General features: G+C 62.7%; 20 protein-coding genes. 17 read left to right on the forward strand and 3 right to left on the reverse strand.

Annotated elements, in window-relative coordinates; translation table 11 throughout:
- Positions 1-109 precede the first annotated feature (109 nt).
- Positions 110-415 (forward strand): hypothetical protein, encoded by a 306-nt coding sequence (locus ACREB7_RS06620; protein WP_431591502.1) that lies wholly within the window; start codon positions 110-112, stop codon positions 413-415.
- On the opposite strand, the gene ACREB7_RS06625 is transcribed toward ACREB7_RS06620, so the two are convergent.
- From ACREB7_RS06625 to ACREB7_RS06635, 3 genes are all read right to left on the reverse strand, one after another.
- Positions 412-2,442 carry a Druantia anti-phage system protein DruA gene (locus ACREB7_RS06625; protein WP_431591503.1) on the reverse strand — a complete coding sequence of 677 codons (2,031 nt, stop codon included), beginning with the start codon at positions 2,440-2,442 and terminating at the stop codon, positions 412-414. The two genes, ACREB7_RS06620 and ACREB7_RS06625, sit on opposite strands and share 4 nt — an antisense overlap.
- Positions 2,443-2,530: 88 nt before the next feature.
- Positions 2,531-4,342 carry an ATP-binding protein gene (locus ACREB7_RS06630; protein ID WP_431591504.1) on the reverse strand — a complete coding sequence of 604 codons (1,812 nt, stop codon included), beginning with the start codon at positions 4,340-4,342 and terminating at the stop codon, positions 2,531-2,533.
- Positions 4,343-4,565: 223 nt separating this feature from the next.
- Complete coding sequence (locus tag ACREB7_RS06635; protein ID WP_431591505.1) at positions 4,566-5,570, reverse strand: GSU2403 family nucleotidyltransferase fold protein; 1,005 nt, start codon at positions 5,568-5,570, stop codon at positions 4,566-4,568.
- A 318-nt stretch (positions 5,571-5,888) separates the two neighbouring features.
- Between ACREB7_RS06635 and ACREB7_RS06640 the strand changes: the two genes are divergently transcribed.
- From ACREB7_RS06640 to ACREB7_RS06715, 16 genes are all read left to right on the forward strand, one after another.
- A complete protein-coding gene (locus ACREB7_RS06640; RefSeq protein WP_431591506.1) occupies positions 5,889-7,907 on the forward strand; it encodes a conjugal transfer protein TraG in 2,019 nt (672 codons plus the stop codon).
- 3 nt (positions 7,908-7,910) lie between these two features.
- Positions 7,911-8,315 (forward strand): ribbon-helix-helix protein, CopG family, encoded by a 405-nt coding sequence (locus tag ACREB7_RS06645; RefSeq protein ID WP_431591507.1) that lies wholly within the window; start codon positions 7,911-7,913, stop codon positions 8,313-8,315.
- Positions 8,312-9,322 carry a P-type conjugative transfer ATPase TrbB gene (gene trbB, locus ACREB7_RS06650; protein ID WP_431591508.1) on the forward strand — a complete coding sequence of 337 codons (1,011 nt, stop codon included), beginning with the start codon at positions 8,312-8,314 and terminating at the stop codon, positions 9,320-9,322. Before ACREB7_RS06645 ends, trbB begins: the two co-directional genes overlap by 4 nt.
- A 2-nt stretch (positions 9,323-9,324) precedes the next feature.
- Positions 9,325-9,660, forward strand: a complete 336-nt coding sequence (locus ACREB7_RS06655; protein ID WP_431591509.1) for a TrbC/VirB2 family protein — start codon at positions 9,325-9,327, stop codon at positions 9,658-9,660.
- The gene (locus ACREB7_RS06660; RefSeq protein WP_431591510.1) at positions 9,657-9,929 is read left to right on the forward strand and encodes a VirB3 family type IV secretion system protein; all 273 of its coding nucleotides are present in this window, start codon (positions 9,657-9,659) and stop codon (positions 9,927-9,929) included. Before ACREB7_RS06655 ends, ACREB7_RS06660 begins: the two co-directional genes overlap by 4 nt.
- Positions 9,923-12,436, forward strand: coding sequence for a conjugal transfer protein TrbE (gene trbE / locus ACREB7_RS06665; protein ID WP_431591511.1), 2,514 nt, complete (start codon positions 9,923-9,925; stop codon positions 12,434-12,436). Before ACREB7_RS06660 ends, trbE begins: the two co-directional genes overlap by 7 nt.
- Positions 12,417-13,166, forward strand: coding sequence for a P-type conjugative transfer protein TrbJ (gene trbJ, locus ACREB7_RS06670; protein WP_431591512.1), 750 nt, complete (start codon positions 12,417-12,419; stop codon positions 13,164-13,166). The genes trbE and trbJ overlap by 20 nt, the downstream gene beginning before the upstream one ends.
- A 126-nt stretch (positions 13,167-13,292) precedes the next feature.
- Positions 13,293-14,597: a P-type conjugative transfer protein TrbL gene (gene trbL / locus ACREB7_RS06675; RefSeq protein WP_431591513.1), complete on the forward strand. Its 1,305-nt coding sequence runs from the start codon at positions 13,293-13,295 to the stop codon at positions 14,595-14,597.
- A gap of 3 nt (positions 14,598-14,600) precedes the next feature.
- A complete protein-coding gene (gene trbF, locus ACREB7_RS06680) occupies positions 14,601-15,437 on the forward strand; it encodes a conjugal transfer protein TrbF (RefSeq protein ID WP_431591514.1) in 837 nt (278 codons plus the stop codon).
- Positions 15,434-16,255: a P-type conjugative transfer protein TrbG gene (gene trbG / locus ACREB7_RS06685; RefSeq protein ID WP_431591515.1), complete on the forward strand. Its 822-nt coding sequence runs from the start codon at positions 15,434-15,436 to the stop codon at positions 16,253-16,255. Before trbF ends, trbG begins: the two co-directional genes overlap by 4 nt.
- Complete coding sequence (locus tag ACREB7_RS06690; RefSeq protein WP_431591516.1) at positions 16,248-17,468, forward strand: TrbI/VirB10 family protein; 1,221 nt, start codon at positions 16,248-16,250, stop codon at positions 17,466-17,468. Before trbG ends, ACREB7_RS06690 begins: the two co-directional genes overlap by 8 nt.
- Entirely contained in the window at positions 17,461-17,676 is a 216-nt protein-coding gene (locus ACREB7_RS06695) for a DUF2274 domain-containing protein (protein WP_431591517.1), read from the forward strand. The genes ACREB7_RS06690 and ACREB7_RS06695 overlap by 8 nt, the downstream gene beginning before the upstream one ends.
- Positions 17,673-17,894 carry a helix-turn-helix domain-containing protein gene (locus ACREB7_RS06700; RefSeq protein WP_431591518.1) on the forward strand — a complete coding sequence of 74 codons (222 nt, stop codon included), beginning with the start codon at positions 17,673-17,675 and terminating at the stop codon, positions 17,892-17,894. Before ACREB7_RS06695 ends, ACREB7_RS06700 begins: the two co-directional genes overlap by 4 nt.
- A gap of 221 nt (positions 17,895-18,115) precedes the next feature.
- Positions 18,116-18,862 carry a type IV toxin-antitoxin system AbiEi family antitoxin domain-containing protein gene (locus ACREB7_RS06705; protein ID WP_431591519.1) on the forward strand — a complete coding sequence of 249 codons (747 nt, stop codon included), beginning with the start codon at positions 18,116-18,118 and terminating at the stop codon, positions 18,860-18,862.
- Positions 18,855-19,775, forward strand: coding sequence for a nucleotidyl transferase AbiEii/AbiGii toxin family protein (locus tag ACREB7_RS06710; protein ID WP_431591520.1), 921 nt, complete (start codon positions 18,855-18,857; stop codon positions 19,773-19,775). Before ACREB7_RS06705 ends, ACREB7_RS06710 begins: the two co-directional genes overlap by 8 nt.
- A gap of 455 nt (positions 19,776-20,230) precedes the next feature.
- Positions 20,231-20,854 (forward strand): EF-hand domain-containing protein, encoded by a 624-nt coding sequence (locus ACREB7_RS06715; RefSeq protein WP_431591521.1) that lies wholly within the window; start codon positions 20,231-20,233, stop codon positions 20,852-20,854.
- Positions 20,855-20,907 lie beyond the last annotated feature (53 nt).

A 20,907-nucleotide genomic window follows, 5' to 3' on the forward strand; every position in this document is an offset into this window, starting at 1 on the left:
ACCGGGTGATCCCCCTCCGCCGCGCCCGCCCTTGCGCTTGCCTCCCCCTGCTCTCGCCGAGGGGCAGCCGTGCAGCCTGCTGCTGCACGGCGCAAAGGAGCAATTGATCATGGCGTATCGGATCGAGCCGCCGCTCACCCATAAACCCGCGGAGGTTTTGCGGCAAAGTTTTCACGATATTTTTGGCCGGGGCGTGGCCGAGGGCGATGGGCAAGGCGATCCATCGCGTTGCTACCGGATGGCGGTGATGATCGCCCTGAAGGTCAAATATGGCACCCCGATGCCGCCGAGCCTGTTCGCCCTCATCGATGAGGCGGGCTTTGTCGGCGTCCATCCCGACGATGTTGCAGATTTCATTGGCTGGCAGTTCAATCTAACCCCGGTGCGCCGCTACCGCGAAAGCCTGAGCACTTAGATTTCGTCGAACAACTCCAACTGATCCGCCTCACCCTCGGCCAAGTCGGGATGCAAGGTCGCGCGAATGCTCGCGGCACCGAGATGTCGAATGCGACCGATGACGTCGATCTCGCGATTGGTGATGCGGCCCAATAGCCAGCGCCGCCGCCACGCCTCGCCGATCGCGGCTTGGCTCGGCGCGCGTTTGCGTGCCCGGTCGCGCGGTTCGAGCAGACCCGCCGATGCACCCGGATCGAGTTCGCAGCCAACGAATATGCGCGGGGTCGCATGATGCAGAATCTGGTCGCTCTGGATGCCAAGCACATCGAGCCCCTCGCGCACCTGTCGTAGTCTTGGACTGGTTCCTTCGCCGAAGCGGTTGTTGATCCGCCGCGCATCGTGCCGCCGCTCGGAAAGATGTCGCAACGCGTGCAGTGTATCAGCGCCGAGATGGAGCGTGCCATAGCCGTTGCTCGTGGCGATCGCCTTCCATTTGATATCGTACGGAATTCCCCAATGCTCGGCGGCTTTCAGCCTCAGCCTGTTATACTGGCTGCTGCCGAGGCCATAGAGGCTTGTTGTCGTTAGGATACGAAGCTCGGCTGGCTTGGTGATAGGGCGCCCCGCCATCTGTGAGGCTATGAGACTGACCTGGCCTCCATAGCGTTTGGCATAAGCGTCGCGCATTTCGCGCGTGGTCAGCATCAACGCAACGAGTTTACCGCCGAGCAAGTCATTATAAGGATGAACCGCACCGCAGACGCTAACATCGGCGATCTGGCTCGAAAGCCCGACCTTGCGATATTCGGCGAGCGCGATGTCGATCGCGCGCTGGCCGCGCTTTGCTGCGAATACGGGAGCAATCCCTTCCTTTGTCAGCGCGGCTGGGCCGAGTTCGCTGAAGATCATCTTCGCGAAGAGAAGCTCTGCCAAGCCCTCGGCGCGTTTGCGCACGAACAGCAGATCCTCCGAGGCCCTCTTCCAGTCGATCTCGGCGTTCTTCGGCCGGGGCGGGTCGCGCGGCGACTGCGCATCGTCGCCAGCGCCATATTTCGCCTTGAGTTCAAGTTCGCGCTTATAGGCGGCGCCATAGGCCTGTTGCTGAAGGCGAAACACGACCTGCTCGGTCGGCTTCGCAATCTCGCTCGCGACGGCCAGATCGTCCCAACGGATATTGGCAATCGACGTGTCGAGTTGCGCCGTCATCGCGCTCACGAACCGGCGGGCGTCGAGTTCGCCCGCGGCAATTCTCGCCTCGACCGCGGGACGAAGCCAACCGATCCACATGTCGCGTGCATGCAGACGCATCACCGGGCTCGCCAACATCGCAATCCCGATCACGGGCCGGTTCGGCCGCGCCGCGTTGCGGACGAGTATCATCATCTGCCGCCCAGGGATCGAGCGATATTCATGGCTCCATGTGTGACGGAAATAGCGCCAGATATCGATTAGTGGCAGACCCGTGTCGGCGCAGCGCGCCTTCGCGTCGCAAACCTCAATGACCGGATCGACCACGCGCTTCAAAGCTGCGGCCTGCTTTTCGGCCGGCAAGGCGCGAACGCGCGCGAGCGCATCGGCGAGGTCATTGCCGTCGTCGATCACATCGGCAATCGATGTGGGCCGTCCTTCGACGCGCGGTGTCGAGCGTTCCATTCGTCGGATGAAGGCGCGGACCGAAGGTTCCTGAAGCTGCCGGTTGCGTGGGATCTGGAGCGACTTCTGGACTCGGGCCTTCACCGTGGCAATGTCGCCGTCGCCCCTTGCAAGGCCGGGCGGCTCGAACACGAAGCGGTCGCCGGCAGGCCGGATCCTCCATCCCTGGTCGGCCAGATCGGCGACGAGGAGGAGCAGGGCGCGCAGATCGAGACTATCGCTGTCGTCGATCCATTCACGCGCGAGTTGGCGAAAGGCATTCGCAAAGCTGGGTTCCGCCCCCGAATAGAGGCGCACGACATTGCTGAAGATATTTTGATCGTCGGGTCCGAGGGTAGGCATGAACGAACGCTGGCGGCCCGCGCGTCCGAACAATTTATCTTCCTCGTCCATCAAGTCATTCCAAAATCAGCCGAGCCCAAGAATCAATCGGGCCGCTTGTCGCGGCCCGATCTTCCTAGACTAGAAAGGCGCCGCCCGGCTAGGCGGCTTGATCTTCGTCCTCATCGCCGCCATCGGCGGGCTCATCGCTCTCGCGATCGTTGCTGAGGCCGACGTTTTCCGCCAGCCGTTCGAGCGCCAGATCGATCTTTGCCGACCAGGTCGGTAGCTCGACCCGGTACATGCGCGCGGTCTCGGGTGCGGCGTCGAGGATCGAGTCGCCAATCGCGAGCAGCAGCACTTCGAGCGCCGCCCGGACCTCGGGCGAACTTTTCGGTCCGTCGTAAATGTCCTGATAGAAGCGGTGATTGCGGTTGATGTAGAGTACTTTGGTCGCGCTCAGCATCTCGCAGCGCATGAACTGACCGCCGGGCAGATTTTCGAGTTCGACCTTGAACTTGCGGCCGCCAAGTTCGAGGAGCAGTTGTTCCTCTTCCTCCGCCGCGCTCCGTCCGCTCTTTTGCGAGCGCGCCTCCGCATTCTGCTTCAGCCGCGCCGCGCCTTCGGATTCCTGCTTCGCTTGTGTCTCGACCGAAGCGCCGCGCATCAGCCCCTTGGCGTCGGTCATGGCCTCCTCGGAGGGGCGCTCCTCGCCGGGTGGAGGGTTTTCAGCCTCTTCCTTGCGCAACTGCTTCAACTCTGCAACGCGCTTGCGCATCTGCTCGATTGCCTTGGGGACACCGTGCTGCTTCAAAATATCCCAGATGCGCTCAGAGATCGTGACCTGCTGCTTCGCCGTCGTAATCCCGAACAATTCGTCGAGCGAAGCCGGGAATTCCACCTCGACCTTCACATAGCGGTCGTTGTTCTGGAAAGTGAACCAAGGTGTACGCGATTCGACGTCGATCAGTCGGCCCATGCGACTGAACAGCACGCCATGATAATCCTTCATCACCGCGAAGCGCGGATTCGCGTTCTTGCTCGTAGCGCCCGTTTCGCGCCTCTTGTCAATTGAACCGAAGGTCGGAGGGAAATAAGCGAGGCGCACGGTAATCTGACCAACCTCTTCGCGCGAGCGTTGATCCTTGATGCCGATCACGATCGGATCGAGCGCGACGGCGCGGTCGCTGTCGCCGTCGAGTTCGTAGAAGCGAAAGCCAGGGGTCAGGAACAGGGGATCGATCGGCTCCACATAGACGCCGTCGACATAGATCGACACTTGGCTGCGCAGCTTCTGATAGGTCACGCCGAAGTTGCGCAGCAGATTTTCGCGGAGGCCGTTAGCGGTGGTCCATTCGATCCGGTCAAGTTTGTCGATGACGACGACAGTGCCCTGCCACTCGCCTTCATGAGTCGTGGCGATCTGGTCGGCGATGAACTTAGGCAGCTTGGCCGGCTTGGGCACCGGGACAACGATTTCGCCAGTTGCGTCATTATAGGCGCCCGAACTGATTGCATCGAGGTCGATCGTGACGCTGTGAACCTCGCCGCCGGCAACCTTCGAATAAACGGTGAAGCGCTTGCCGATGCTGACGGAGGACGAAGGAAGGCCATAACCGTAACGGCCCATGCCTTCGCGATTGCCTTCGCGGTGGGTTCCTCCCCACATGACAGCGAGCCGGACCATTCCGGGCTCCATGCCATGGCCATTATCGAGGATGGCGATCTCGGTCGGTTTCTTATCCGACTTGGTGCCCTCATAACCGAACAGGATGTCGATGCGGCTGCCGCCCGCCTGAATCGCATTGTCGATGAGTTCGGCGAGCGCGTTGGCGTTGTTCTTATAGCCAAGGTCACGGATGCCGCGCACGAAGGCGTCGCCAACAGTCAAGCCGAATTTGAAGCCGCGCTTCTCGAGACCGCCAACATAGTCGCGCTGAGCCGCCAGATTGGGGCTGATAAGTTTTGCCATCTCTCTTCCTTATATTTCCAGCAGCGATTGCGCCGCCAAAGGAAAGGATGGCCGGAAACCATCCACACCTGATCATAGCAAGGGTTCGGTGAAGTCTTAACTAGAATTTGTAGCCGTTCTAGTCGACGAGATCGCCAACCTCGCTGCGTCGCGCTGCGTCATAGGGATGCGACGACGGAATAGGCGCGTCGCCCTAGCATTTCCCTTTCAAAGAGACCGATTGCTACCAGGATGATGCCCGTTCTCCTTTCCACTGAGCCTTCCAGCGATCGAATTGTGGAAGAAGGGCGGCGGGCAGGCTGGAGACAAACGCCTTGTCCATTGGATAGTGAGGCATCGCCTCCGCAACGGCGTCGAGCAGCAGCATGCCCTGCTTCTCATCCTTAGGCCGCTTGAGCGGATTCCGACCAGCCTTCTCAGCCATCCAGAGCTTGTGCAACGCGAAATACCGTGGGTCGGGGGCCACGATACGCGCCGGCGCGTTGTCACGAGCGATGACGACATGATCAACCTGTCGCCCCAGCAGCAGCCATTCTTGCTCTGGGAGGGGGATTGGTTTGGGCTGATCCTTGCGAAACATCCCATCGATCGTGCTGGGGGCGGCCAGGATCTCGACTTCATAGGCCTTGGCGTTGCGTGCCTGAAATTGGCGTTCGGTGTTGACGGTATAGGTCCGGTCGACAGCCTTCAGCATCATCCAGATCGACGATAGTTCGTCAGCAGGGGGCACGGCCGTCCATGCAAGATCAAAGTCGAGTGTTTCCTCCGGAACATCGCGAATCGCGCCGCCCGCTTCGATATGATAGGCGGGCATTGCGTTCGTGCCGACCACCATGAGGTGGCTGCCGAGAAGGCAGCGTCGATCAGCTTCGCGCAGGATTTTTCCTGCTTCCGGATCGAGCATCGGTAATTGGAGCGAGCGATAGATGCGCGCGCGCTCGGCGAGCATGGTTCGGCTGGACTCTATGCGCGCTTTGACCTCTTCCTTGTCGCTCTTGTAGGCATTGAATCGCGCCTGCTTCTCGTCGTCCAACCGACCGAGGCTCTTCATATTGCCTTCCCGATCGGTGAGTTCATAGAGATAAGCGTTTCCGGACACTTCCTTGATGCGCAGGTTATATGGCATTTCGGCGAGTGCGCGCTCGGCGTCGCGCCATACCTCATATTGCTGGCGAATATTGATCAGGTTTCGCGCCTGTTCATCGCTGAACGGAGTGACAGCTTTCATATTACCCTGCTTTTTCTATTATTCATTATATGCAGGGTAAAACGGCATTTTTCAAGAGATTACCCTGCATTTGCAAATTTGTATCGAAAAGCAGGGTAAATCCGTATTTGTTCACTGGGCTTTCGATCTCGAAAAAAATATGCGGCGGCTTGCAGGGGTATGTTGCACATCGCCTGTCGAGGTTGAGGCGCAAACCAAGCGCTTTAACTCGCTGCGTCGTGCTGCGTTATCGCGCGCCATAACGGTAATATGCGATTTTTCCCGTCGGGCTGATTTTGGGGTCTGGAGGCGCCCCCCGGTGCCGCCGGGAGACTCTCCGTGACCCCTACCAAGCTGCTGATCGGCCAAATCCTTGTCGTTTTCGCGATCGTCATCGCGGGCGTGTGGGCCTCTACCCAATGGTGTGCGGCCCAGCTTGGCTATCAGCCGCAACTTGGATCAGGCTGGTTTGTCCTGTTCGATACACCGATCTATCGGCCGTGGTCCATCTTTCCATGGTGGTATCACTACGACGCCTACGCGCCGGAGATATTCGATCGCGCGGGGATGATCGCCGGGGCGAGTGGGTTTCTGGGTTGCGCATCGGCCATCGTCGGATCGCTCTGGCGGGCGCGGCAATCGCGCCATGTCACCACCTATGGCTCCGCCCGCTGGGCGACCACGCGAGAGATCGGCCGCGCCGGCCTGTTCCACGATGCGGGCGTGTTCCTCGGCCGCAAGCGCGGACGCTATCTGCGCCATGATGGCCCCGAGCATGTCATGGCTTTCGCCCCGACGCGCAGCGGCAAGGGCGTTGGGCTCGTCATCCCGACGCTGCTGAGCTGGACCGGTTCGGCGGTCATCCACGACATCAAGGGTGAGAACTGGCAGCTTACGGCAGGCTGGCGAGCGCAGTTTAGTCATGTGCTGCTGTTCAATCCGACCGATCCTCGGTCCGCCAAATATAACCCCCTGCTGGAAGTCCGTCGCGGCGATAACGAGGTTCGCGACGTTCAGAATATCGCCGATATTTTGGTCGACCCCGAAGGCGCGCTCGAACGTCGAAATCACTGGGAAAAAACCTCCCACAGTCTGCTGGTCGGCGCGATCCTCCACATCCTTTATGCGGAGGAAGAAAAGACACTCGCGCGCGTCGCGACCTTTCTGTCCGATCCCCAGCGCCCGTTCACCGCGACGCTGCGCCGGATGATGACCACCAATCATCTCGGCACCAAGGAGGCGCCGCAGGTTCACCCGGTCGTCGCATCGGCGGCGCGCGAGGTTCTGAACAAATCGGAGAACGAGCGCAGCGGCGTCCTCTCCACCGCGATGTCGTTTCTTGGTCTCTATCGCGACCCGACCGTCGCGGCGGTCACATCGCGCTGCGACTGGCGCATCGCCGACCTGGTCGAGGCCGACCATCCTGCCTCGCTCTATCTGGTCATTCCGCCGTCGGATATTTCGCGGACAAAGCCTCTCGTTCGCCTCGTTCTCAATCAAATCGGGCGTCGGCTGACCGAGAAGCTCGACGCTGACCCAACGCAGGGGCGCAAGCATCAGCTTTTGATGATGCTCGATGAGTTCCCGGCGCTCGGCCGTCTGGACTTCTTCGAGAGTTCGCTTGCCTTCATGGCCGGTTATGGCGTCCGCGCTTTCCTAATCGCTCAGTCGCTCAATCAAATCGAAAAGGCATACGGCGAGCATAATAGCATTCTCGACAACTGCCACGTCCGCATTGCCTTCGCGACCAACGACGAGCGGACCGGCGGCCGCATTTCCAATGCGCTCGGGGTCGCCACCGAACAGCGCGCGATGCGCAACTATGCCGGCCATCGCCTCGCGCCCTGGCTCGCGCATGTCATGGTCAGCCGGCAGGAGACGGCGCGCCCGCTTTTGACGCAGGGCGAGGTGATGCAGCTTCCGCCCGCTGATGAACTGGTGCTGGTGTCGGGCATGGCGCCGATCCGGGCGAAGAAGCTGCAATATTACAAGGATGCCAATTTCCGCTCGCGGCTCGTGCCGCCGCCCGCGCTTGCGATCGGCGACTATCCCGACCGCCCGCAGGGCCGTCCCGACGGCTGGACCGGGCTGGTCAGCGCGCCGGATAACCGGCTCGGCAAGGCCGACGAGGACAGCGGCGCGGACGAGGACGGCGGGTTGCAGCAGCAGCGGCATCCTTCGATCGACGAAACGCCGCCGCAGGCCGAACCCGCGATGCAACTCGAACTGCCAGACCTCGAACGCGACGACTCCGACGCGGCGGCCGACAAGCGTGTCATGGACCGCGTTCGCGCTTCGCTGGTCCGCGGCCATGCGATGAATCAATCGCAATCCCAAGACCTGTTGCCGGGGCTATAGGCGATGAAGGTCCGGCAGAATCTCTATATCGACAGTGACTTGAGCGATGCGCTCGACGCGCTGGTGATCCGGCGCGGCGGCAACAAGTCGCGGATCGTCAACGAGGCGCTGCGAGATTGGCTGGCGCGCCGCGCAACCAAGGAGGTCGATGACCTTCTGAAAGTCCGGCTCGATCGCATATCGCGCGAGGTCGCGGCGGGCCGCCGCGACATGGAGGTGGTGCTTGAGGCGTTGGCGCTGTTCGTGCGCTACCAGCTCACCGTCAACGCGCCGCTCCCCGAAGCCGACGCCGCCGCGCTTGCGACCGGCAATCAGCGTTTCGAGCGATTTATCGCCCAGCTTGGCCGCCAGATCGCGGGCGGCAAGCGGACACTTGACACCCAGAACATCACCGAGGCACTGCCATGACCGACGCGCTTTCCGACGCCAATAATTCCTCTGGGCGCCGCCGCGCGATGCTGCGCACGGCGATGGGGCCAGGCATCGCGGCGGCGCTGTCCGACCCCGCGGTTATCGAGATCATGGTGAACCCCGACGGGGTGCTTCGGCTCGACCGGCTCGGCGAAGGCCGGATCGACACCGGCACGCGCTACGACCCGGCGCAGATCGAGCGCATCATTCGCTTGGTCGCAAGCCACGCGCGCACCGAGGCCCATGCGGCCGCCCCGATCATATCGGCCGAGTTGCCCCCGCACGGCGAAGGCGCGGGCGAACGGTTCGAGGGCGTCTTGCCGCCCGTCAGCCTCGCACCGTGCTTTTCAATCCGCAAACCCGCCGCGCGCATCTACACACTGCTCGACTATGTGAACGACGGCATCATGTCGGCCGACACCGCGCGGTTCTTGACGATGGCGGTCGTCGAGCGCCGCAACATCCTGGTCGCGGGCGGCACGTCGTCGGGCAAGACGACGCTCGCCAACGCGCTACTCGCCGAAATGACCGGCCTCGACGAGCGCGTCATCATCATAGAGGACACGCGCGAACTGCAATGCGCTGCGTCCGATGTGGTCGCGCTTCGCACCCGCACGATCGGCCCGACCGGGGCCGGAGCGGTGACGATGGCCGACCTTGTGCGCTCGACGCTGCGCCTTCGGCCCGACCGCATCATTGTGGGCGAGGTTCGCGGCCGCGAGGCGCTGGACATGCTCAAGGCATGGAACACCGGCCACCCCGGCGGCATCGCCACCGTCCATGCGAATAGCGCGGTCGCCGCGCTCTATCGGCTCGAACAGCTCGTGCAGGAAAGCGTCGTGACCGTCCCGCGCCGGCTGATCGCCGAAGCGATCGACATGATCGTGTTCATATCCGGGCGCGGCCTTGCGCGCCGCGTGGACACGATCGCGCGCGTCGGCGGCCTCGACGCACAGGGCGGTTACGCTGTCCACGATCTCACCCCCGAAACCATAGGAGAATGAATATGCGCCTTTCCCGCGTCCCCGATCGCTCGCCACTCCTGATTGCGGCGACCGCCAGTCTGTTCGGCCTCGCGATCGCGACGGCCGCCCATGCCGCCGGATCGGGGATGCCGTGGGAGGAGCCGTTGCAGCAGGTTTTGGAATCGGTTCAAGGCCCGGTCGCCAAGATCGTCGCTGTCATCATCATTATCGTGACGGGCCTCACCTTGGCTTTCGGCGAGACGGCGGGCGGCTTCCGCCGTCTGATCCAGATCATTTTCGGTCTGTCGATCGCTTTCGCGGCGTCGAGCTTCTTCCTGTCCTTCTTTTCGTTCGGCGGCGGGGCGCTCATCGCATGATCGGCACCGGTAACCAGATCGACGGGTTCGAAGCGCCGATGCACCGCGCGCTCGCTGAACCGATACTGCTCGGCGGCGCGCCGCGCGCCATCGCGATCGTCAACGGCACCGTCGCCGCCGTGCTTGGCCTCGGCTTGCAGCAATGGATTGCGGGGCTGGTGATGTGGGCGGCGGGTCACACGCTCGCGGTATTCGCCGCGAAGCGCGACCCCGATTTTGCGCCCGTCCTCGCCCGGCACCTCCGCCAACGGGGGTATCTGACATGCTGAATTTGCGCGAATATCGCAGCACCGCCGACCGGCTCGCCGATCATCTGCCGTGGGCGGCGTTGATCGCCCCCGGCGTGGTGCTGAACAAGGACGGCAGCTTTCAGCGCACCTTGCGCTTTCGCGGGCCGGACCTGGAATCGGCGACGCAGGCCGAATTGATCGCGGCCTGCGCGCGGGCGAACAATGTCCTCAAGCGTTTCGGGTCCGGCTGGGCGATCCACTTCGAGGCCGAACGCCGCGAGGCGCTGGGTTATCCCGACAGCGACTTTCCCGATGCCGCGTCATGGCTGGTCGATCAGGAGCGCGCGGCGACCTTCGAGAGCGCGGGCGCGCATTTCGAGAGCCTTTATTATGCGACGCTCACTTTCCTGCCGCCGCCCGATCAGGCGGACACCGCGGGCCGTGCGCTGGTCGAGCGCAGCGACGATGTGAAGGGTCGCGACTGGCGGCAGGCACTCGCCAGCTTCATCGCCGAGACCGATAGGGCACTCGACCTATTTTCCGGTTTCATGCCCGAGGTCCGGGCGCTGACCGACGCCGAGACGCTGACTTATCTGCACGGCACCATCTCGACGCGTCGCCATGCCGTCGCCGTCCCTGAAACCCCGATGTATCTCGATGCGCTGCTCGTCGATACGCCGCTCACGGGCGGGCTCGAACCGATGCTCGGCGACCAGCATGTGCGGACGCTGACCATATTCGGATTTCCGAACGTCAGCCGTCCCGGCATCCTCGACGCGCTCAACCATGAAGATTTTTCATATCGTTGGGTCACGCGCTTCATAGCTCTCGACAAGACCGAGGCGACCAAGGCGCTGACGAAGCTGCGCCGCCAATGGTTCAACAAGCGCAAGTCGGTGACGGCGATGCTGCGCGAGGTGATTTACAACCAGCCGGCGCAGCTTCTCGATAGCGACGCCGACAACAAGGTGGTCGATGCCGACCTGGCGTTGCAGGCGCTCGGCGGCGATCATGTCGCCTTCGGTTATCTGACGACCACGATCACCGTAGCGGACGAGGACCGAGCGAGGGTCGAAGAAAAAGTCAGGGCGGTCGAGCGCATCGTCAACGGCTTGGGCTTCACTTGCATCCGTGAAACCGTCAACGCTGTGGAGGCGTGGCTGAGTTCGCTGCCCGGTCATGTTTACGCCAACGTCCGGCAACCGATCGTCCACACGCTCAATCTCGCGCACTTGATGCCGCTGTCCAGCGTTTGGGCGGGACCGGCGCGCAACACACACCTCGATGGCCCACCGCTTCTCTATGCCGAAACCAGCGGATCGACGCCGTTCCGGCTGTCCACCCATGTCGGCGATGTCGGCCACATGCTCATTGTTGGCCCGACCGGTGCTGGGAAATCGGTGCTGCTCGCATTGCTGGCGCTCCAATTTCGGCGCTACTCGGATTCCCAAGTCTATATCTTCGACAAGGGCTTTTCGGCGCGCGCCGCGGTGCTGGCGATGGGCGGCGCGCATCATGCGCTCGGCCTTGGCGGTGAGGACGACGCGGGCGGTAGCGGGGGTGGCCGTGCTATCGCCTTCCAGCCCTTGCACCATATCGACCGCGCCGACGAACGGGCGTGGGCGGCCGAATGGATTGGCGCCTTGCTGGCCCATGAAATGATCGTGGTCACGCCGGAGGTCAAGGAAGCGGTCTGGTCGGCGCTGACCAATCTCGCCGCCGCGCCGGTCGAGGAACGAACGCTGACCGGATTGTCGCTGCTCTTGCAGTCGGCGCCGCTGCGTGTCGCCCTCGCGCCCTATACGCTCGAAGGGCCATTCGGGCGACTGCTCGATGCCGCTGAGGACGACCTTGCGATTGCCGATGTTCAGTGCTTCGAGACCGAGGCGTTGATGGGGCAAGCGGGCGTCGTCGCGCCGGTGCTGACCTATTTGTTCCATAGGCTCGAAGAGAGGTTCACCGGGCGGCCGACGCTGCTCATTCTCGATGAAGCCTGGGTGTTTCTCGACCATCCCCTGTTCGCGGCGCGTATCCGCGAATGGCTGAAGGTTCTTCGCAAGAAGAATGTCGCCGTGGTGTTCGCGACGCAATCGCTAACCGACATCGCGGATTCGACGATTGCGCCCGCGATCATCGAATCCTGCCCGCAGCGGATATTGCTTCCCAATGACCGCGCCATCGAGCCGCAGAGCCAAGCCGCCTATGTGCGCTTCGGCCTCAACGTGCGGCAAATAGAGCTTGTCAGCCGCGCCGTGCCCAAGCGGCAATATTATCTGCAATCGGCGCGCGGCAATCGGCTGTTCGAGCTGGGGCTAGGTCCGGTCGCGCTCGCGCTGTGCGGCGCGTCCGATCCTGACACACAGAAGCGCATCGACGCGATCCTCTCGAAAATCGACCCGCTCGATCTGGGGTGGCGCGACCCGACCGCGTTCGCGCGGGCCTTTCTCGCCGACGCCGGTCTCGAGTGGGCCGCGGACCTGCTCGCCGATTTTTCCAACCCCCAAGCCCCCCTGAAGGAGACAAGTGATGCGCATTCCCCTCAATGACCACATCGTCACCGGCCTGCTCGGCCTCGGTGCCATCGGCTCATTTGCAATCGCCATCGCCATTCCGGTCCCGCCGGCATCGGCTCAGATCAGCGTATTCGACCCGACCAATTATTCGCAGAACCTGCTCACCGCCGCGCGCACGCTCCAGCAGATCAATCAGCAAATCCAGTCGCTCCAGAACGAGGCCCAGATGCTCGTCAATCAGGGGAAGAATCTGGCGCGTATCGACTTCCCGCAGCTCGACCGGCTTCGTCAGACCCTCGGCGAGATCGACAAGCTCATGGGGCAAGCGCAGGGCATCGACTTCCGCGTCGATCAACTGGGCGAGCAGTTTATGCGGCAGTTCCCGAGCAGCGTTGGCGAAGTGATGAAACGCGACCAACGCATCGCGGCGGCGAAGCAACGGCTCGACAACGAGATGGCCGCGTTCCGGCATACGATGGAAGTGCAAAGCGGTATCGTCGAAAATGTCCGCGACGACGCTCAGGCGCTCAGCGAGATCGTCGCCAAAAGCCAGGGCGCCGAAGGATCGTTGCAGGCCCAGCAGGCGACGAACCAGCTTCTCGCGCTCGCGACCAAGCAGCAATTCCAGCTCCAGACCCTGATGGCGGCGCAGTTCCGCAGCCAATCGCTCGAAGCGGCGCGGCGCGGACAGAGCGCGCGCGAGGCGCGGGAGCGGACGACCCGCTTCCTCGGCGACGGCAAGGCTTACACCCCGCGCCCGTGAGTTAGGGCGGCGCTGCGCCCCAGCTCCCCGGCGAGCGCCGTTCCGTCGCGGGGACCGCATGGCTCCCCCCTCTCGCGGCCAGCGGTTCCCGCGACCCCAATCCATTGCCTTTCAGGAGTCCCGCGCGTGCAGGATCTCAATGTCATCGACCAGTTCATGCAGGCGTTCATCGCCTATATCGACAGCGGTTTCGGGATGCTGGGCGGCGATGTCGGATTCCTGACCACCATCCTGATCGGCATCGACATCACGCTCGCCGGCCTCTTCTGGGCGCTCGGCGGCGACGACGATGTTATCGGCAAGTTCCTCAAGAAGATTCTCTATGTCGGCGCCTTCGCACTGATCCTGAACAGCTTTCCGACGCTCACCGACATTATCTTTCGCAGCTTCGCCGGGCTCGGCCTGACCGCTGGCGGCAGCGCGATCGGCGCGCAGGACTTGCTGATGCCGGGCCGGCTCGCGGGAACCGGATTCGAGGCGGCCTTTCCGCTCCTGGTGCAAGCGAAAGAGCTCGTCGGCCCGATCGACTTCTTCGACAACTTCGTCGAGATCGCGGTGCTGGTCATCGCATGGGTCATCGTCATCGCGGCCTTCTTCATTCTCGCGATCCAGCTTTTCATTACGATCTTGGAGTTCAAGCTGACCAGCCTCGCCGGGTTTGTGCTGGTTCCCTTCGCACTCTGGAATCGCACATCCTTCCTCGCCGAGCGTGTGCTGGGCAATGTCGTCAGTTCGGGCATTAAAGTCATGGTATTGGCGGTCATCGTTGGCATCGGCTCCAACTATTTTGCCGACTTCACCGGCGCGATTGCCGGCAAGGAGGTGTCGATCGAGCAGGCGGTATCGCTGATGCTCGCGAGTCTTGCCCTGTTCGGCCTCGCTATCTTCGGCCCCGGCATCGCGTCCGGCCTGGTCGCGGGCGCCCCGCAACTCGGCGCCGGTTCCGTCGTCGCGACAACCGCATTGGCCGCAGGCGGCTTCGCGATGGGCGGCGGTGCTGCCGTCGCTGCTACGCGCGGCGTCGCTGGCGCCGGTCTCGGCGCGCTTCGCGCCGGAACGGCGATGGGGAGCGCGGCATCGACCGCCTACAAACTCGGCCAGGAAACTTCTGGTTCATCCACGGTCGGCGCCGGCATCGGCGGCATGGCGAGCGCCGCCAAAGGGGCTGCCGCCAACCGGATGCACAATGCCCTCGGCCTTCGCGCTGCCGCCGCGCGCGGTCAGCAAGCCGCCTGGGCCGCAGGGACCAGCGGTGCATCGAGCGCAGCCAGCACCAGCGCCGCAGGTGGCGACGCATCGCCGCCCGCATGGGCGCAAAAGCTCCACGCCACCCAGGCCAGCCGGCACCGCCGTCAGATGGCGATCCACGCCGTTCAATCGGGCGACCGCGGCGGCGCCGGGATTACACCGGACATCAAGGAAAGGGATTAAACTATGAGATTCAAACGATCCATGCAGCGCTACGGACGGACGCCAGTGCCCGAAACACCCTATCAGCGCGCCGGACAGCTGTGGGACGAGCGCATCGGTGCCGCCCGCGTGCAGGCAAAGAACTGGCGGCTGATGGCGTTCGGTGGCCTGTTCCTCACCATCGGCCTGTCGTCCGCGCTGGTCTGGCAGTCGATGCAAAGCCGGGTCGTCCCCTATGTCGTCGAGGTCGATAATCTCGGTGAGGCGCAGGCGGTCGCGCCGGCAGCCACGGAGTATCAGGCGACCGACCCGCAGATCGCCTGGCACCTTGGCAAATTCATCGCGAACGTCCGCTCGCGCTCCCTCGACCCCGTGTTGATGCGCGAAAATTGGCTGTCGGCATACGACTTCGCCACGGAACGCGCGTCGCTCTTCCTTGGCGAATATGCGCGATCCGATAATCCGTTCGCGGATGTAGGCCGCCGCACCGTGTCGGTGCAGGTGACGAGCGTCGTCCGCGCATCGGATAGCAGCTTTCAGGTCAAATGGACCGAGCAGGGTTATGAACGCGGCAGCCTGTCGGGCACCTCGCGCTGGACGGCCATGTTGACCGTGAAGGTGCAGCCGCCACGCTCGGCCGAGGTGCTGCGCAAGAACCCGCTCGGCCTCTATGTCGATGCGATCGACTGGAGCCGGGAACTCGATACGAACGTCCTGAAGCCGCTCGAGCCTTTTCCGTCGCCCGAAGATCTGCTCGCGCCGCCATCCGCGGAGGCGCCGTCGGCTGAGCCGTCCGACCTCCCGCTCGGCCCGCAGCTCAATCCCGAACCGTACCATACTCCCGAAAGGAGCGATCCATGATCCGCGCCGTCATTCTGTCGGTGAGCGTCCTTGCGCTCGCCGTTCCCGCTGCCGCCCAGCCGACCACGAAGGTCGCCGCCGCGAACAAGGCCGCGCTGCGCGAGCCGGCGAGCGCCGGATTCGTCGGCGCCGTGCAAGTCTATCCCTATAATGACGGTAGCCTCTATCGGCTCTATGCTGCGCCTGAGCGCATCACCGATATTGCATTGCAGCCTGGCGAAACCATTACGTCGGTTGCCGCGGGAGATACCGTGCGCTGGGCCGTGGGCGACACGACCAGCGGCAGTGGCGCGAGCCAGCGCACGCATATCTTCGTGAAGCCCTTTGCGGCGGGGCTGCGCACTAATCTGGTCATCACGACTGACAAGCGGGTGTATCACATCGAATTGGCGAGCCGGACGACCGCTGCGATGGCTGCCTTATCGTGGACCTACCCGCAGGATGAGTTGATCGCGCTGCGCCGTGAGCACGATGCAGCCGCCGCGGCAGCGCCGGTCGCATCTGGCCTCGCCGTCGAACGGCTCAATTTCCATTATGCGATCAGCGGCGACAAACCGGCATGGCGTCCGCTGCGCGCCTTCGACGACGGGCGGCAGACCTTCATCGAGTTTCCGCCGTCGATCGCGGTGGGTGAGGCGCCGCCGCTGTTCGTCATCGGCGAGGATGGCGAAGCCCAACTCGTCAACTATCGCATGGCCGGGCGCTATTATGTCGTCGATCGCCTGTTCGGCGCCGCCGAACTGCGTCTTGGCGGCAAGAAGCAGCAGATCGTGCGGATCGAGACGGCACAGCCGAAGCGGAGGCGCGGTCGTGACTGAATCCACCCAATCGCCCGCAAAGGCGGCGACGCCCACGCCGCCCAAGGCCGACCCAGAAACGCTCGTGCTGCGCGCGGTGCCAGGGCGCGTCGCTCGTTTCCGTCGCGGAGCGATCGTCGCCATAGCCGCCGCAGGATCGACCGCGATTGTCGGCGTGGCGTGGCTGGCGCTGAAACCGGCGAACATCGCCATCGCCGTGCCCACCGACCAGAAGGTTCATGGCGCGAAAGCACCGTCCGATGCGCTCGCGGGCGCGCCGACCAGCTATGGCGACGTGCCCCAGCTCGGCGCACCGCTGCCTGGAGATTTGGGACGCCCGATCCTCAATCACCAACGCGAAATCGGAATGGCGGATTCGAGTGACGAGGCCGCGCGGCGCGTAGCGCAGGAAGCGGAGGCCGAACGCCAACGTATTGCGGCCGAACAGCGCGCGGCGCGGGAGTCGGGCGTGATGCTGCAAGTCCCAGGGAATGTCGCATCTGCTCGCCCCGTCGCGGTTGAACCAGAACAAGTGCCCGAATTGCCAGCGCCCGCACAGACTGCCGACGATCCGAACGGTCAGCAGCGCAAGAATGCGATGATCGACAAGGCAAACGATAGCAGCGACGTAAACCCGCATCGTCTCACCGCGCCCATCTCGCACTGGACCGTGCAGGCCGGGAGCGTCATCGCGGCCAGCCTGATTACCGGGCTTAATTCCGACTTGCCGGGCCTGGTAACGGCGCAGATCACCGAGAACGTCTATGACAGCGTGACTGGGCGCTCGCTTCTCATTCCGCAAGGGGCGCGGCTGATTGGCAGTTACGATAGCGTCGTCGCCTTCGGCCAGAGCCGCGCGCTCGTCGTCTGGCAGCGCATCATCCTCCCGGATGGGTCGTCGATCCGCATCGACAATGTGCCGGCGACCGATACGCAGGGCTACGTGGGGCTGTCCGACAAGATCGACCGCCACACCTGGCAGCTTTTGAAGGGTGTCGCGCTTTCGACCTTGCTCGGTGTCAGCACGGAACTCGGATGGGGAAATGGCGAAAGCGACCTTGTGCGCGCTTTTCGCGAATCCACGCAGCAGAACGGAACGCGGGCTGGCGATCAGCTCGTTACCCGCAATCTCGATATTCAGCCGACCTTGCGCGTCCGCCCCGGCTGGCCGCTTCGCGTCATCGTCCACAAGGATATTGTCGTCGGGAAGCCGTGGGGAGGCGGGCGTGGCTGATCTCAGATTACCGAAACTGCCCGAGCGAACGCCGGTCAAGATTACGATCAGTGTCATGCCGGACCTGCTCGAAGCGCTGAATGCCTATGCTGACACTTACGAAGCCGCATATGGCCAGCGGGAGTCGGTTCCAGACCTTATTCCCGCGATGCTTTCGGCCTTCATCGAAGCCGATCGCCGCTTCAACCGAGGGCGGCGGAAGCGATGAGCAGGGAGCAGAATAGGCAACGGCCGCAAATCCGATCGGACGATCGCGACAATGTCGAGCCCATTTGCGTCCGCATAGCTGTGGCGGTGAAACTCACCGGCATTGGTCGATCGACGCTCTATGAACTCATAAAAGCGGGCGAACTCGAAACAATAAAGGTGGGTCGATCGACCTTCATCCGATACGCCAGTCTCAAGCGCCTATTCGAGAAAAGCTAGGAGACTATGACCGGCTATGCCGCGCAAGTCACAAAGGCTGATTCGGCCTTTTCGATTCCCTCTTTCGCTCGCCCCCATTCGGTTCCCACATTTTGGAACCATTGAAATTTGTATCAGAAATATATTCACGGCATGTTCTGGAAAGAACTTTCGCAGTTTCTCTTGAGATACATTGAAAATTATGCCATAAATATACGATGAACATATCACGATCAAGAAAATTGAGGACGCTGCTCGACGCTTGGAAGCCGCACAGCGTCGCGACCACCGCCCATCTCAAGACCCTCGGAATAACGCCGCAGGATCTTCAGAATTACACCTCGTCACGCTGGCTAGCGTCGCTTGGTCGTGGTGCTTTCAAGCGTCCGATGGAGACGGTGACCTGGCAGGGCGCGCTATACAGCATGCAGACCCAACTGCGATTGCCCGTCCATGTCGGGGCACTGACCGCGCTCGAGATGTCGGGCAACAGCCACTATGTCCGTTTCGCTAACACCAAGGCTTATCTGTTCTCGCCGCTCAACGTCGCGCTACCGCTCTGGTTCAAAACCCATTGGGGCGATGACGTGCGGCATGTCCAGACCAAGCTCTTACCTCCCGAACTTGGTCTGACAGAGCAGCAAGCACCCGAGGGCTTTGCGTTGAAGGCATCCGGTGTTGAACGCGCCGCCTTGGAACTGTTGCATCTCGCGCCGAAAGAATTCGACCTCGTCGAGATCGGGATGATCATTGAGGGCATGACTTCGATACGGCCAACGCTCATGCAGGGCTTGCTGGAGCAATGCACCTCAATCAAGGTACGAAGACTGTTCCTTTACCTTGCGGAGCGCGCCAACCTGCCGGTCGTGCGCCATCTCGATCTTGACCGGATTGATCTTGGAACGGGAGACCGCAGCCTCGTGCCGAATGGGCGCTATGTCGCAAAATATCAGCTTCTGCTTCCGAAAGAGCTGGTCGATCATGGCTGAACCATATCGCGACCAGGTCCGGTTGCTCCTCGACATCCTGCCGCTGGTAATGACGGAGCCGGTCTTTGCGCTCAAGGGCGGCACCGCCATCAATCTGTTCGAATGGAATCTACCGCGCCTGTCGGTCGATATCGATCTTACCTATCTGCCGAACCATGATCGCAAGGATTCACTTGCTGCGATTGGCGAAGCGTTGGCGCGAATAGGGGCAGAGATCGAGCGGCGATTGCCGCCGACCCGTGTCACTCAGGCGCGACAGGGCGGCGAGGGCATGGAGGTGAAACTCAATTGCCAGCGCGCCCGCACCCAGGTGAAGATCGAGGTCAATCCCTCTCTTCGCGGCCACCTGCTGCCTGTGCGCGACCTGGCCTGCTCCGATCAGGTGCAGGAACAGTTCGAGGCCTTCGTGGAGGCGCGGTGCGTGTCACACGGCGAACTGTTCGGCGGAAAGATCTGCGCCGCGCTCGACCGCCAGCACCCTCGCGACCTCTTCGACATCAGGCGCCTGCTCAATCAGGAAGGCCTGGTGGACGAGGTCCGCCTTGGCGCGATCGCTGGCTTTGTCAGCCACGGTCGCCCGATCGCCGAACTCGTCGATCCTGCCCGCAAAGATCAGCGTGAGACCTTTCTGTCGCAGTTTGAAGGGATGCCGTTCGAACCCTTCAGCTATGACGACCATCAGGCAACGCTCGAGCGCTTAGTGGGCGCGTTGCGCGGATCGTTGACCGATGACGATCGAGCCTTCCTTCTATCCTTCGAAGCCGGTGATCCGGACTGGAGCCGCTTTCCAATCGCGGCGCTCGCCGGGTTGCCCGCGCCGCAGTTCAAATTGATGAACGTCCGCAAATTTCGAGAAGCTAGCCCGATACGCCATAAGGCGGTTTTGGATGCGCTGGAGAAGTCGCTGGGATAAGGGCTCACGATGCTGCTGTCCGAAATTTGTACTCAGAGCGAAACCGATCGTCGATTCAACCGGGACGGCGGAAACCATGAGCAGGGTGCAGAATATGCCCCGCAAGTCGCAAAGGTTGATTCGGCCTTTTCGATTCCCACTTTCCGCCTTTAGAATCCCTCAATTCGATTCCATTTTTTCATGATAGATGAGTGATGGTAGGGGTGTTGGTAAGGGCAATTTTGCGAGAAGAAATATTCAATATTAACAATTGCTTAAATTGATCCTGTGGCTCCCGCTACCGCTCCAACTGGATCATACCTCACTTGCGGCGCCATGAACGGCGCGCGGCTTCTGCGACAATTTGCGACAATGTTTCGCCAAACCGGCACGCTGCTGGGACAAGTCGCGCCTAGACCATGCTCATCGAGAGCCGGCCCCCTTCGGCTCCGCGACCCGAGGAGTTCGTTTACGTGATGAAGAAATATTCCCTTTTGACGCTGGGCGCCGCGTTGATCGCCGTCCCCGTTCTCGCCGCCCCCGGCATCGGCGCCAAGGCCGACGCCGACGGCAACGGCACGGTCAGCCGCGCCGAGGCGCAGGCCCGCGCCACCGCGACCTTCGCGAAGATGGACGCGAACAAGGATGGCAAGCTCGACGCCACCGACCGCGCCGCGAAGCGCGCCGAAATGCAGGCGGCGGCCTTTGAACGCTTCGACGCCAACAAGGACGGCAGCATCAGCAAGGCCGAATGGGACCAGGCATCGGCCGATCGCGCGGCGAAGCGCGGCGAACGCGGCGAGAGGCGCGCCGAGGCCGGCGAACCCGGCCAGCATGGCGGGCACCGCATGGGCGGTCGTCATGGCAAGCGCGGCGGTCCTCATGGCGGTCCCGGCGGCCGCGACGGCATGATGATGAAGGCCGACACCAATGGCGACAAGGCGATCAGCCAGGCCGAGTTCCAGACCGCCGCGCTCGCGCGCTTCGACGCCGCCGACGCCAACAAGGACGGTCAGGTGACCGCCGAGGAACGGCAGGCCCAGCGCGCCGCCTGGAAGGCGAAGCGCACCGCGCCGCCGGCGGCCCCCGCCGGCGAGTGATCGGCAGCGGACCTGCGGGCACTGGATAGCCGGGGGCAGGCTCTTCCCCCCCT

Source organism: Sphingopyxis sp., assembly GCF_050725615.1.
In the GTDB taxonomy this organism is placed as follows: Bacteria; Pseudomonadota; Alphaproteobacteria; order Sphingomonadales; family Sphingomonadaceae; genus Sphingopyxis.